Below are 12,389 nucleotides of genomic sequence, written 5' to 3'. Positions count from 1 at the left end.
CACCGGCCATGCGTGCCGGCAGATGCAGCTGTAATGCGGCTGGCAGGCTTGTTTTTCAAGCCTGCAGTCAGCGCGAACTTTGCCGGCAGCCGGGCCTCTAACGCCGGTAAGCCCGAAAAAGGAGTACTATGTTTCAGTTATTTAAAACCCTGCTGGATAAGGTAAACGATGGCCTGAGCATGCCGGCCGCTGCTCCCAATACTTATGGCTTAAACGACGCTGAGCTGGCATCAGTAGCCTTAATGTTGATGGTGGCGCATGCTGACTTTAGCAGCAGCGAGGATGAGCAGCAGCTGGCACTGGCCTATGTAAAACGCGAGTTTGCGCTAAGTGACAGCGCGGCACTGGCCGTGGTACAGCTGGCCGACAAACAAGCCGCCGATGCCACTTCGCTGCATCAGTTTACCCGTGGTTTAAAGCAGCTTAGCTACAACGAGCGGTTAAGCCTGCTGGATAACCTGTGGCAGCAGGCTTACGCCGATGGCGTGTTAGATCCGAATGAAGAGGCGATGCTGCGCAAGATTGCCGATTTACTCTTTATCCGCCACAGCGATTATATTCAGGCCAAATTGGCGGTGTGTGGCGGTTAATCCTCACGCCGCTGCAACACTTCACCCTCTATCGTTTGCCGGCCTGCGGCAGGGCCTGACGTTTCTTGCTGCGCGCCCTGCTGACGTTGCTGCCAGGCTTTCATTCTGGCGCGATGGCGCCACAGCATAATCGGGATCAGGATCCAGCTTAACAGCAGCATAAACACCAAAAGGGCAACGCCGACAAATAACATTAGCCCTAACAGCAACCAGGCCAGCAAGCGCTGCAAAGGCCCGCCACTGCGGCCCCGGGCAAAAAGCTGCTGCCACTGCTGGCTTTGCTGTTTAAAGGTATACATGTTGATGTCCTCAGGTTAGGGCTACCGTTTAGCATAACGGCACAATAGCCTGTTAGTGTGGGCGCGCTCGTCGAAGTTCAACCACAGCACGGTAAATTGGCTGCTATACTTGCTGCAATTTTGTTGCAAGGACAGCAGCCAATGATACTGCAACTCTGGTTTAGCTCGTTGTTACTGGCTGCTGATATCAGCCCCGGTGACACCTTATTGTTGGCAACGCATGCTCCCTCCGGCCAAAGTGCAGCCAGCCGGGCGCAAATTGACTGCATAATGAAGCACACGCAACAGCCCTATCAGTTGCTGGTGATGCCTTGGCGGCGCGCCAAACAGGAAGTGAAAATGGGCCGCATTGATGGCTATTTTACCGCTATGCCGAATAACGAGATCGACAGCTTTGCCAGGTTGTCGGCACCGCTGTTTCTGGAAAACTGGTATTGGTTTTGGCGGGCCGACGGGCGCGGCCCCGGCAGCGACAGTGCGCTGCGCTACGGCGCTATTTTAGGCAGCCATCAGGCTGACTGGTTTATGCGTCAGGGGATTAAAGCCGACGTTGAAGTGGGTGATATCAGCCAGTTGCTGCAACTATTAGCTATTGGCCGCATTGACATACTGCTGGCCGATTTGGACGACGTTAAAGACGCCATGACGCGGCTAAAACTTAACCCAGAGCACTTTAACCAGCGTTTTTTCCGCTATGTGCCGCTGGGCAGCTATTTTTCCCGTGAGCGGCTGCAGCAGCGGCCGGGCTTTTTGCGCCACTTTAATGCGGCGGTACATTTGTGTGCCACCGCGCCCTTTGCCTTAGCCGCCTCAGAGCGTGATACCGTGCTGGCGCTGCTGCTTGACAGTGTGCGCAGCCTAGCGCGACAGCGCTCGCTGCTGGATGCGGTTGGTCAGCAAAACCAACAGCAACTGACACTGGATACGGTGCTACAACGAGACCGTTTATGGCAGCAAGCGATACAACAACCCGATACCGCACCAGCGCTGGCCCGCCAGTTGCTGGCTTTAACGATCTCCGGGCAGTTACGCCAGTGGCAGCAAGACTTTGATGGCCTGGTCACCGAAGTGATTTTAATGGATAACCAGGGCGCGAATGTCGCCATCAGCCAGCTGACCACCGATTACTGGCAAGGCGATGAAACGCCTTTTCTCAGTGTATTTAACCAGACGTTAGACTATTTTGTTGATGTCGTAGAGTATGACCAAAGCGCTCAGCGTTTTCAGGTAAAACTGAGCGTGCCAGTAAAAAACGCCGAAGGCTATCACATAGGCGCGCTCAGCATCGGTATTGATGTAGAGCGCGCCTTAGCGGCCGACTAAGTAGTCGGCCTGACATCAATAGAAGGCCTGGAATCGCTAATCGGCTTTATTACTCAGCGCCCAGCGCACTATTTCGCCCCAGCTTGGCTCTTTACCGTACAGCTGCATGCCGCGCAAAAATACCCGGCCGGCCACCCGGCGCATCCACCAGACGGTGGCCAGCAACAACAGCAGTGATAACAACGGCTGCCACCAGGCCAACTCAACCATCGCCAGCTTTACCGGCATGGCAGCAAAAGAGGTTAACGGCAAATAGCTCAGCAGCGTCATGCCCCAGCCATTGGGGCTGTCGATGACCAGATAAGTAAACAACATTGGCAGCCAGGTAATCATCATTACCGCGCCTTTACCGCTGTTATTCGGATCGTCAATCGAGGCGGCAATAGCCCCCATAAAGCTGGCGCACAGCACCACGCCCAATAACGCAAAGGGGACAAGCCACAGCACCACACTGATATCCAGCCAGGCTAAATCAAGGCTTTTTTCGGCAAATACGCTAACCACAGCAAAGGTCAGCAGCATCACCAGCGCCGAGGTAAACATGGCTTTTAGTGCACTAAAGCTGTGGCCCAGCACTTTGCCGTCCATCCACTGTTGCGGCGTTAAAATGGCGTACAGCTGCTCGGTGACCCGCTGCTGCTTTTCGCCGGTAATGCTGACTAATACCTGGCCAAACGCCGTGGTTAAACCGATGAATAGCAGTAGCAAGGCGCCTATTGCAATCATTTTCTCCGGCGTGTCTTTGCCCTTGTAGGACTGATCCAGATATTGGGTGTTAATCGCCACTGGTTGCTCCAGCTGTGCCAGCTGGCTGTCGGTTAAACCCATGCCAAGCGCAGCTTGTTTACGGTAATGCTGCTGCAGTACCTGCTCCAACTGGCTAAGCCATTTTTTGCCGCTTTGGGTATGAATAACAATGCCGTCCTGGCTGGTGGTTAACACCGCATGCCAGGACTCATCGCTTTGCAACTGCGCCAGTTGCGCCTCAACACTGATGCTGGGGCGCTGAAACTGGAACTGCTCAGTGTTGTCGATAGCAAAGCCGGCCGGCACCGCAATGCGGTACTGCTGGCGGCTTTCGTCGGTAAAAAAGCTCCATAAAGCCACTGCGGCTATAACGCCCAGCATTAACAAGTAAGAAATAAGCTGCTGTTTCCACTTAAAAAAGCGTAAAAACTCCCAGCGGGCGACAATCAGACTCTGCCGTGAAATCATGCGGTCACCTCAGGTTTAGGTTGTGGTTGATGTTTGGCCATCGCCGTTAAATACAGTTGATGTAAGTCGGCCGTTTGCATTTCCACCTGTGTCAGCTCGCCAAGCGCCAGTAATTGCTGCAGACACTGACTGACGCTGTGCGGCTCGCTAAGGCTTAGCAACCAGTGCTGCTGCGATACCTGCTCAGCACGGCTGATGCTGCTTAACGCCGCTAACTGCGCCATGCTTACCGGCTGGCTAAAGGCCACTTTTAACTGGCGCTGGCTTTGGCTTTGCGCACGAATTTGCTCCAGCGTGCCGGCCAGCACCACCCGACCACGTGCCATCAGCAGCATATGGTCGGCCAGCTTTTCTACCATCGCCATCTGGTGTGCGCTAAGAATAACCGTCATGCCACGGGCTTTAAGTTCGCGTAAAAACTGCACCACCTTTTCCTGATTAATCGGATCCAGCCCGGAGAAGGGTTCATCCAGAATGACCAATGCCGGCTTATGCAGTACGGCCGCAATCAGCTGCACTTTTTGCTGGTTGCCTTTAGAGAGTTGCTTTAGCTCGTCGTGCCGCCGTTCCGTCAGGTCAAACACATCCAGCCAGACTGCCATTTCAGTTAGCGCCTGGCTTTTGCTTAACCCATGTAACTGCGCCAGATACAGCAGGTTTTTCTCAATACTTTTATCCGGATACAGGCCGCGATCTTCCGGCAGATAGCCTAATAACCGGCGCGGCACATGATCAAAATGCTGGCTCTGATAACTGACCAGAATGCTGCCACTGTCGGGCCTGGTCATGCCAACCAGCATACGGATAATGGACGATTTACCGGCGCCGTTTGGCCCAAGCAGCGCAAAAATGTCGCCGCTGTTAATGTGAAAACTGACTTTATCTACTGCCTGCACACTGGCATAGGCTTTACCGATAGCGGTTACAATTAACTGCATACCTGCTCCGTGCTGATTAACCTTTCGTTAGCTTATCATTCGCGCTTGCCCGGCAGCCAACAGCAAAGTGTGAGCAAATATATCCTCAGTAATTTTTGCCAAAGGACAAATACACTGCATCGCTGTAGCCACTGTCATCCTGCTCGGCCATGCCAAGGCCAAAATACAAGAGCCCCAGCGGCGTATCCCAACCGAGAAACACACTGCCGGCCCACAACCAGTCGGTGGCGTCGTTGCCACCCGAGGCGCCAAACACATCTTTACGCACCCGGCCCCGCTCCAGTGAGGTACCCAGATATAAAGGCGCGTTAATAAAGGAGATTTTCTGCTCGTTCAGCCGGTACAAATAGGCCAGGCTGCCAAACTGAATTTGGCTGCCAAACAGCGAGTCGGCCGGATAACCAGACAGGTTTAATAAGCCGCCCAGGCTAAATTGCTCCAGCGCAAAAGCGCTGTCACTGTCACTGCTGTAACGGTCAAAGCGCCAGCGGGTGCGCAGCGTATGATCGTGCCAGCTTTTGGCGGCCAACAGCTCAGTGCGGCTGCTGCGGCTGTCTACCCGCTGGCCCAGCGCCGAATCGGTCAGCCAGGCATAGCTGCTGGCCAGACGAATGCCACGGGTGGGGAAACTGCGGCTGTTAAGCGTATCCCAGATAAATTCAGCGATAGGGCCGCGGCGCAGGTAATCTATCTCGCTTTGCTGTAACTGAGCGGCGTACACGCTGGGCAACAGATAACGGCCATCGCGCCAGGCCCAACCCAGTTGCAGCCGGGCATGGTCAGAAATATTCCAACCGCTGCTAAACTGCAGTTCATGTTCCAGGTTTTTCAGCTCACCAGCGGCGAGCTGGGTATTATCCTGCAGCGGCTGGCTGTCGCGGCGGTGGCGATAATCCCCCTGCACATAGAGGCCAGTGCCGCCCAGTGGCCAGTACAGCTCGCTGGCCAGATATTTATCGCTGCCCAGCGCCAGCTCAGAGTGCCATTCGGCGCCCCAGGGCGACAGGTTAGTGCGGCTATACGCCGCAGCCAGCTGATACTGGCTGGTGCTGCGAAAGTCATCTTCAAACATCAGCCGGAAATTCAGGTAGCCCGGCCCCCAGCTTTTCTCTTCCGCCGTCACCTGCAGTACGGCCTGGCCCTGCTCATCAATATTCAGTTGCTGGGTAATGCGCTCAAAGGTGTCCAACCCATACATCTGACGCAAGCCGCGACGGATACTGCGCTCGGTGTAATCATCACCGGCGGTCAGCTGCAGCCGCTCCAGCAACAGGGCGTCGTCCAGCGCTGAGCGGTTGTCCAGCGCCACTTTATCCAGCCGTATTGAGCCTGTGCTGCTGTGACTAAAGCGGCTGAACCAGTCGGCATAAATTTTCTGGCTCTGGCTAAAACCGGCCAGCGCCTGGACAAAGCGGATGGCACTTTGCCGGCCAGAGACAATGGCTTTGTCGATATTGGCAAAATCCAGTGTGCTGATGTCGACCAGATCAGGTTGCAGCAATAAGTCTTGCTCTGTCAGCAACTGCAGCTGTTGCTGCACACCGGCGCGCACTAAAAAGCTGGTTAACTGCTCGGTAATGCTAAAGGCTGATTCAATCTGCTCACGGCGCAGCAGCGGTGAGTCGATGCTGACGGCAATAATGCGGTCTACCCCCAACTGACGGGCCACACTGATCGGCAGGTTATTTACCACGCCACCGTCCACCAGCAACTTGCCGTTGAGCTCCAGCGGCCGCACCACACCGGGAATACTCATCGAGGCCTGCACCGCCTGCACCAGGCTGCCATCGAAGAGCACCACTTCCTGTTGCGTTAACAAGTCAGTCGCTACCGCCCGAAACGGCACCGGCAGCTGGTTAAAATGGCTGAGGTTGGCGTAGGCACCAAAGGTGCCGTGCAGAATCTCAGCCAGCGACTGGCCACTTAAAATACCTTTGGGCAAACGCACGCCGTCGGCCGACACGCCAACATCGAGGTTAATCGGAAAATCATCAGTTTTTTCTTTTTGCCTAAGCGGCATTTCATCGCGGTATACCCGGTCGCGAAAGCCGGCCGCCCAGGGCGTGTGCTGCAGGCGCTGGGCAATTTCCGCCGCACTGTGGCCACTGGCATAGAGGCCACCAATAAAGGCGCCAATGCTGGTGCCCACCACCAGATCAATCGGGATCTGCTGACGCTCCAGCTGCTCTATCACGCCCAGATGGGCGCCACCACGGGCACCGCCGCCCCCCAGCACCAGCGCAACACAGGGCCGCTGCTGCGCTCTGGCCTGCTGACAAATATCCTCTGCCAGGGCGTTCAGCGGCAGGCTGGCACACAGCAGTAATCCTAACTGCAGGGTAACGCGTATTGCCTGTTTCATCATATTGCTGCACCTTCAGGTTTGCCGGGCGCTGCGGCAGATAACATTTGAGCCGTCGCAGCCTTATTGCTATTGTTAATCAAATTGACTTGCGTGATACCGGACATGACACAGTTTTACGCCTTACTGTTTTCGCTGCTGATCATACTATGCGGCTTAAGCCCGCGGCTAGCGGCCGACACGCTGAATATCAAGCTGGTTACCCAGCACAACCAGCCGCTGGCTGATGCCGTGGTTGAACTGGTGTCCCCCGCAGGCACAGCCTTGCCCGCTGGCGAACCGGCCAGCGTGACTCAGCAGGGGCTGATGTTCCACCCCTTTGTCAGCGCCGTGGTGCGCGGCAGCGCGGTCGATTTTCCTAACCTGGATAAAACCCGCCACCATGTTTACTCATTTTCGCCGGCGAAAACCTTTGAGATTGAACTGTACTCTGGCAAACCGGAGCAACCGGTGATCTTTGATAAAGCCGGCATAGTGGCGCTGGGCTGTAATATCCACGACTACATGCAGGCCTATATTTATGTCGGTGACAGCCCGCTGCTGGCTGTCAGTAATAGCCAGGGCGAACTGAGCTTTAGTGCTGTGGCGCCGGGCGACTATCAACTAAGGTTATGGCACCCATGGCAACTGGCGCCTGCTGCTGAGCAACACCTGACGCTATCCGGCAGCCAGCAACTGCAGTTCACACTGGCGATAGAGCATAAAACCAAACCGGCTGCGCCCAAGCGCGGCTTTGGTCAATAGCCTATGCTGTTTCGCTCGCTGCGCAGCAAGTTAATTGCCATTCTGGTGTTGCTGTTAAGCCTGTTCGCGCTGGCCACTGCGCTGGCCACCTTAAACAGTATGAAGCATGACAGCCTGAGCCAGGCCCGCGATATGCTAAACGTTGCCAGTAAAGTACTGCGCCAGGCCTTGCAGATCCGCGCCACGCAGCTAAGCGACAGTGTCGGGCTGCTGGCGACCGACTTTGCCTTTCGCCGTGCTGTGGCCACCGCCGAACAGGACACCATTGCCTCGGTGCTGCAAAACCACGGTGGCCGTATTAATGCCGATCTGATGCTGCTGTTATCACCCGACGGCGAGCTGTTGGTAAGCTCAGACGCCCAGCTGCAACAAGCCGATATTAAACCGCTGTTTTTGCAAACCGGCAGCGCGAATAGCAGCGTGGCTGATATTCTCGCCCTGCACGGCCAGCCATACCAGTTAGTATTGGCGCCAGTGCGTGCACCTAACCTGATCGCCTGGGCCGGCATGGGCTTTTTACTGGATAAGCCGCTGGCAGATGACATTAAAGCCATTACCGATCTGGATATCAGTTTTGTGATCCGCCAGCCAGACTCGCTACGGTGGCATAGTTCCACCCTGACCGCCGCACAGCAACAAGCACTGACGCCAGTATTGCCACTGCTGTTACAGCAAGGCGGCAACCTGCAGCAGGAGCGTGATCAGGATTATTTGTCCGTGGCAAGCGCGCTGGATCAGCCACAACAACTGTGGGCGGTACAGCATTTATCTAACCAGCGCTGGCTTAGTAGTTATCAGGCGTTTCGCCAACAGCTGCTACTGATTTTTGGCGCCACCCTGTCATTGGCGCTCTTGGTCGCCTTTGTGTTTGCCCGCAGCATTACCCGGCCACTGGATGCGCTCAGCCAGTTTGCCCGCCGTATTGGCCAGGGCAGTATCGAGCCGGCGCCAACGGCCGGCAATGATGAAATTGGCCTGTTGGGCCGCACCCTGCACACCATGCAACAGAATATTTTGCAGCGCGAACAGCAATTGCTGTTTAACGCCGAGCATGACGCCCTCACCGGCCTGTACAACAGGGCAGCGGTGGACCGGCTGTTGCCGGACATTCTGGCACAGCACGACGGCAGCCTGCTGCAGCTGAATATCCGCCACTTTAAGCACCTGAACGATATACTCGGCTTTGCCAACGCCGATAAGTTACTGGTACAGCTGGCGCGGCGCTTAACTACGGTACTGCCCAAGCCACTATTACTGGCACGCTTGGGGGGCGATGAATTTTTGCTGGTGTATGCCGGCCTGCTGACCCCGGCGCAGGTGCAAGCCAAGCTACTGCTGCTGACCGAGCATTACCCGCTGCAGCAGTCGTTAATTAACCTGAAGTTGTGCGCCGGGTTATACCACTTTTTTGCCGGTGGCGAGCGCTTAAGTGATGCGCTGCGCCGCACCGACATTGCGCTGGAGCATGCACGCCACTCTCCCCAGCGCATTGCCACTTATGTACAGGGGCAGGATGAAAGTCATCAGCGCGAGCTGCAACTGATCCGGGACTTACCCGAGGCGCTGCAAAATGGCCAGTTTTATGTGGTGTACCAGCCCAAGGTGGATCTGAAGCAGCAGCAATGCCGCAGTTGCGAAGCGCTGATCCGCTGGCAACACCCCAGCTTGGGCTTTGTGCCGCCTGATCAGTTTATCAGCCTGGCGGAGCACGCCGGCAGCATTGGCCTTGTCACCCAATGGATGCTGCAACAGGTGTGCCGGCAACTGGCGCTATGGCAACAGCAAGGCCTGCAGATGCAGGTGGCGGTGAATTTGTCGGTACAGGATTTACTGGAGCCGGCGCTGTGTCAGCAAATCGCTGCCTTACTGGCGCAATATCAGCTGAGCGCCGCCAGCCTGGCACTGGAAGTAACCGAAAGCGCCATTATGCAAGATGCTGATACCATAGTGCGGCAACTGACCGCCCTGCGCCAGCAGGGGATCAGCCTGGCAATTGACGATTTTGGTACCGGTCAGTCATCGCTGGCCTACTTAAAACAGCTGCCGGTACACGAGGTTAAAATTGATCGCGCCTTTGTGAAAGATATCGCCACCAACAGCAATGATGCGCTGATTGTCAGCGCCACCACTCAGCTGGCACACAGCCTGGGGTTTAAAGTGACAGCCGAAGGGCTGGAGCAGCACAGTGGCCTTAGTGCCCTCAGCCAGTGCGGCTGCGATACCGTACAGGGCTACTATTTTGCCAAGCCACTCACCAGCGACGCTTTTGTTAAGTGGCAGCGCGATTTTAGCCAGAGCCCGGCGCGCTGGTTTAGCGGGGAGACCACCTTATGATATGCACGTTAACACGCCAACTGGTATTGCTGATGCTATTGTGCTATCCGGTTACGGTGCTGGCTGGCAGTAAAATTATCGCCACCGGCGGTGCCACATCGATTGAAGGCAGTGCCGGCGGCGGCATAGTGCCCTGGGCGGTAACTAACGGCTATGCCAGCAGTGGCGAATGGGCCGCCACCGCCTTTGCCACTGTGGTCGGGGTGGACGATTTCACCCTAAACGTGCAGGGCGCCAGTGTCAGCTACGACAACCAGTGGGAGTGGTCTTTCGCCCGGCAACGCTTCAAACTGGATACACTGGGCGGTGAGCTGCGCCAGGATGTGTTTGGCATGAAGTATCACTTTGCCGGTGAGCTGTTATACACCGCTCTGCCGCAACTGAGCCTGGGCCTGCAGTACAAGAAAAACCGTGACTTTGCCCTGCCACAGGCTGTTGGTGCCCGCGATGACAGCGGGATAGACTTGTACGTCGCTGCCACTAAAGTGCTGTTTGATCAGGTTGCCGGCCGCAACCTGCTGTTAAACGCCACCCTGCGCGCCACCAAAGCCCACCAAACCGGTTTACTGGGCTTTGGCACGGCCACCGACAACAACTACCAGCTGGTGGCCGAAGGTTCGGCAGTACTGCTGCTAAATTACAACCTGGCATTAGGTGTGGAGTTTAAACAAAAGCCCAACCAACTGGCCTTTGCCCACGAGCAACACTGGCGCGACCTGTTTGCCGCCTGGTTTGTTAATAAACACCTGTCACTGGTGGCCGGTTATGCCGATCTTGGCAGCATTGCCGGCTTTGACCGCCAGCAAGGTTATTATGTTTCGCTTGAAGGAGCCTGGTAATGACCCAGTTTATAGCTACCTTAGTCATGCTGTGCAGCCTGCTGCTGGGCGGCTGCAGCCAGCCAAACAAGCCGAGTTTGTATCAGCAGCTGGGCGGTGCAGAGGGTATTGCCGCTATTACCGATGGCTTACTGTATGAAATTGAACATGACCAACGCATAGTGCACCATTTCGCCGACACCGACATTGAACGTTTTCGCCGGCTGTTAGCCGAGCAACTGTGTGAGTTAAGCGGCGGCCCCTGCGTGTATAGCGGCGGCACTATGCAGCAAAGCCACAGCAGTTTTAACATTAGCCTGGCCGATTACGATGCGTTAGTCGACGGGCTAATCAAGGTGATGCAGCGGCAGAACATCAGTATCAGTGCGCAAAATCAGCTGCTGGCACTGTTGGCACCGATGTATAAAGACATCAGCTATCGCTAGCCCTGCCCGGTTAATTTGGCGGCCAGTTTGCGGCTTAGCGGCGCGAAGATAAACACCAGCGGAAAAGCACAGACATGGGCGTACAGATACGCCTTTAACCAGGCGCTGAAAAACTCAGCAAACCAGCCCAGGTTAATAAAGGTTAAAATGCCTGACATTAAAAACGCCATAAAGCCGGACATAATAAAAGCAAATAAAACAGGCTGAAAACGCGGCGCAAACATTTGCGGCTCTCCGTACAATGCGGTGGTCAGGTTCAGGCTTGCGACTTTAGCATAATAGCGGCGTTTATGGCTTTACGCCGCGCCAAAGCGCTGCTATAACGCGGCACAACGTAATTGCAGGGCCTACCATGTACCAGACGGTTTTTCTCGATGCGGCCTCTATGGGCGATGCCGATCTTAGCCCGCTACAGGCGGACAATATTGCCCTAACCTGCTTTAATGCCACCACACCGGCGCAGGTACTTAACCGTTTACAACAAGCTGATATTGCCATTGTGAATAAAGTGGTGCTGGATGCGACAACGCTGGCCGCCCTGCCCCGGCTGAAGCTGATTTGTCTGGCCGCCACCGGCGCTAACAATATTGATCTGGCGGGGGCACAGCAGCACGGCATCGCCGTGTGTAATGTACGTGGCTATGCCGACACGGCTGTGCCTCAGCAGGTGTTTGCACTGCTGCTGCAGCTGACCAATAAGGTACAGCAATACCAGAATGCGGTACGGGCCGGGCGCTGGAGCCAAAGCCCGCATTTTTGCCTGCTGGACTACCCGGTGACTGAACTGGCCGGAAAAACAATGCTGATTGTTGGTTACGGCGCACTGGGGCAGGCCACGGCAAAGCTGGCGCAAGCCTTTGGCATGCAAGTGTTGTTATCTGAGCAACCGGACGCCAGCATTTGCCGTGCCGGCAGGTTGCCGTTTTTCACCGCCTTGGCACAGGCCGATGTGGTATCCTTGCACTGCCCGTTAACGGCCGGTACTGAGCGGCTGTTTAACGCGCGCGCCTTTGCGGCAATGAAGCCCGGCGCGCTGCTGATCAATACGGCCCGAGGCGGCCTTATCGACGAGACCGCCCTGCTGCAAGCGCTACAGCAAGGCACTTTGGCAGGAGCGGCACTGGATGTACTGACCGAGGAGCCACCACCGCCGGCGCATCCGCTCGTGTTGGCAGACTTGCCCCAGCTGATTATTACACCGCACATGGCCTGGGCCAGCGCCGAAGCGCGCCAGCGGATGGTGCAGCAACTGGCGGCTAACGTGCAGGCCTTTGCCGGCGGTCAGCTGCGTAATGCACTCTGGCCGCAACATTGATTTGG

General features: G+C 55.9%; 12 protein-coding genes. 7 read left to right on the top strand and 5 right to left on the bottom strand.

The annotated features are described in order from the left end of the window. Positions 1 to 128: 128 nt before the first annotated feature. The gene (locus tag RNAN_RS09110) at positions 129 to 590 is read left to right on the top strand and encodes a tellurite resistance TerB family protein (protein WP_008221034.1); all 462 of its coding nucleotides are present in this window, start codon (positions 129 to 131) and stop codon (positions 588 to 590) included. Here RNAN_RS09110 and RNAN_RS09105 read toward each other — a convergent pair. After that, positions 587 to 889: a hypothetical protein gene (locus tag RNAN_RS09105; RefSeq protein ID WP_008221033.1), complete on the bottom strand. Its 303-nt coding sequence runs from the start codon at positions 887 to 889 to the stop codon at positions 587 to 589. The two genes, RNAN_RS09110 and RNAN_RS09105, sit on opposite strands and share 4 nt — an antisense overlap. A gap of 141 nt (positions 890 to 1,030) precedes the next feature. Between RNAN_RS09105 and RNAN_RS09100 the strand changes: the two genes are divergently transcribed. Next, the gene (locus RNAN_RS09100) at positions 1,031 to 2,212 is read left to right on the top strand and encodes a transporter substrate-binding domain-containing protein (RefSeq protein WP_008221029.1); all 1,182 of its coding nucleotides are present in this window, start codon (positions 1,031 to 1,033) and stop codon (positions 2,210 to 2,212) included. A 36-nt stretch (positions 2,213 to 2,248) separates the two neighbouring features. Here RNAN_RS09100 and RNAN_RS09095 read toward each other — a convergent pair whose 3' ends face one another. The 3 genes from RNAN_RS09095 to RNAN_RS09085 form a co-directional block, all read right to left on the bottom strand. After that, a complete protein-coding gene (locus RNAN_RS09095) occupies positions 2,249 to 3,427 on the bottom strand; it encodes an ABC transporter permease (protein WP_008221028.1) in 1,179 nt (392 codons plus the stop codon). Further along, positions 3,424 to 4,365 (bottom strand): ABC transporter ATP-binding protein, encoded by a 942-nt coding sequence (locus tag RNAN_RS09090; protein WP_008221025.1) that lies wholly within the window; start codon positions 4,363 to 4,365, stop codon positions 3,424 to 3,426. The genes RNAN_RS09095 and RNAN_RS09090 overlap by 4 nt, the downstream gene beginning before the upstream one ends. Before the next feature lie 85 nt (positions 4,366 to 4,450). Next, complete coding sequence (locus RNAN_RS09085; RefSeq protein ID WP_008221023.1) at positions 4,451 to 6,730, bottom strand: patatin-like phospholipase family protein; 2,280 nt, start codon at positions 6,728 to 6,730, stop codon at positions 4,451 to 4,453. Between the two features lie 102 nt (positions 6,731 to 6,832). On the opposite strand from RNAN_RS09085, the gene RNAN_RS09080 reads away from it, so the two are divergent. The 4 genes from RNAN_RS09080 to RNAN_RS09065 are packed head-to-tail and all read left to right on the top strand — an operon-like array spanning position 6,833 to position 11,069. Continuing rightward, positions 6,833 to 7,471, top strand: coding sequence for a methylamine utilization protein (locus tag RNAN_RS09080; protein WP_008221021.1), 639 nt, complete (start codon positions 6,833 to 6,835; stop codon positions 7,469 to 7,471). Between the two features lie 3 nt (positions 7,472 to 7,474). Next, positions 7,475 to 9,805, top strand: coding sequence for a putative bifunctional diguanylate cyclase/phosphodiesterase (locus RNAN_RS09075; RefSeq protein ID WP_008221019.1), 2,331 nt, complete (start codon positions 7,475 to 7,477; stop codon positions 9,803 to 9,805). Next, positions 9,802 to 10,644, top strand: coding sequence for a DUF3034 family protein (locus RNAN_RS09070; RefSeq protein WP_008221018.1), 843 nt, complete (start codon positions 9,802 to 9,804; stop codon positions 10,642 to 10,644). The genes RNAN_RS09075 and RNAN_RS09070 overlap by 4 nt, the downstream gene beginning before the upstream one ends. Then, complete coding sequence (locus RNAN_RS09065; protein WP_008221016.1) at positions 10,644 to 11,069, top strand: group I truncated hemoglobin; 426 nt, start codon at positions 10,644 to 10,646, stop codon at positions 11,067 to 11,069. Before RNAN_RS09070 ends, RNAN_RS09065 begins: the two co-directional genes overlap by 1 nt. Here the strand turns inward: RNAN_RS09065 and RNAN_RS09060 are convergent. Continuing rightward, complete coding sequence (locus RNAN_RS09060; protein WP_008221014.1) at positions 11,066 to 11,293, bottom strand: DUF2798 domain-containing protein; 228 nt, start codon at positions 11,291 to 11,293, stop codon at positions 11,066 to 11,068. The genes RNAN_RS09065 and RNAN_RS09060 overlap by 4 nt on opposite strands. 128 nt (positions 11,294 to 11,421) lie before the next feature. Between RNAN_RS09060 and RNAN_RS09055 the strand changes: the two genes are divergently transcribed. After that, the gene (locus RNAN_RS09055) at positions 11,422 to 12,384 is read left to right on the top strand and encodes a D-2-hydroxyacid dehydrogenase (protein ID WP_008221011.1); all 963 of its coding nucleotides are present in this window, start codon (positions 11,422 to 11,424) and stop codon (positions 12,382 to 12,384) included. The last annotated feature ends 5 nt before the right edge of the window (positions 12,385 to 12,389 follow it).

Origin of the sequence: Rheinheimera nanhaiensis E407-8 (assembly GCF_000296695.1) — a bacterium.
Classification (GTDB): Bacteria; Pseudomonadota; Gammaproteobacteria; order Enterobacterales; family Alteromonadaceae; genus Alishewanella; species Alishewanella nanhaiensis.
The sequence above is the reverse complement of the archived record's forward strand: the minus strand, read 5'-3'. Positions and strand labels throughout refer to the sequence as shown.

Excerpts from the sequence above, each read along its gene's own strand:
- RNAN_RS09110 (WP_008221034.1), top strand. The coding sequence starts at position 129 with ATGTTTCAGTTATTTAAAACCCTGCTGGATAAGGTAAACGATGGCCTG.
- RNAN_RS09105 (WP_008221033.1), bottom strand. The coding sequence starts at position 889 with ATGTATACCTTTAAACAGCAAAGCCAGCAGTGGCAGCAGCTTTTTGCC.
- RNAN_RS09100 (WP_008221029.1), top strand. The coding sequence starts at position 1,031 with ATGATACTGCAACTCTGGTTTAGCTCGTTGTTACTGGCTGCTGATATC.
- RNAN_RS09095 (WP_008221028.1), bottom strand. The coding sequence starts at position 3,427 with ATGATTTCACGGCAGAGTCTGATTGTCGCCCGCTGGGAGTTTTTACGC.
- RNAN_RS09090 (WP_008221025.1), bottom strand. The coding sequence starts at position 4,365 with ATGCAGTTAATTGTAACCGCTATCGGTAAAGCCTATGCCAGTGTGCAG.
- RNAN_RS09085 (WP_008221023.1), bottom strand. The coding sequence starts at position 6,730 with ATGATGAAACAGGCAATACGCGTTACCCTGCAGTTAGGATTACTGCTG.
- RNAN_RS09080 (WP_008221021.1), top strand. The coding sequence starts at position 6,833 with ATGACACAGTTTTACGCCTTACTGTTTTCGCTGCTGATCATACTATGC.
- RNAN_RS09075 (WP_008221019.1), top strand. The coding sequence starts at position 7,475 with ATGCTGTTTCGCTCGCTGCGCAGCAAGTTAATTGCCATTCTGGTGTTG.
- RNAN_RS09070 (WP_008221018.1), top strand. The coding sequence starts at position 9,802 with ATGATATGCACGTTAACACGCCAACTGGTATTGCTGATGCTATTGTGC.
- RNAN_RS09065 (WP_008221016.1), top strand. The coding sequence starts at position 10,644 with ATGACCCAGTTTATAGCTACCTTAGTCATGCTGTGCAGCCTGCTGCTG.
- RNAN_RS09060 (WP_008221014.1), bottom strand. The coding sequence starts at position 11,293 with ATGTTTGCGCCGCGTTTTCAGCCTGTTTTATTTGCTTTTATTATGTCC.
- RNAN_RS09055 (WP_008221011.1), top strand. The coding sequence starts at position 11,422 with ATGTACCAGACGGTTTTTCTCGATGCGGCCTCTATGGGCGATGCCGAT.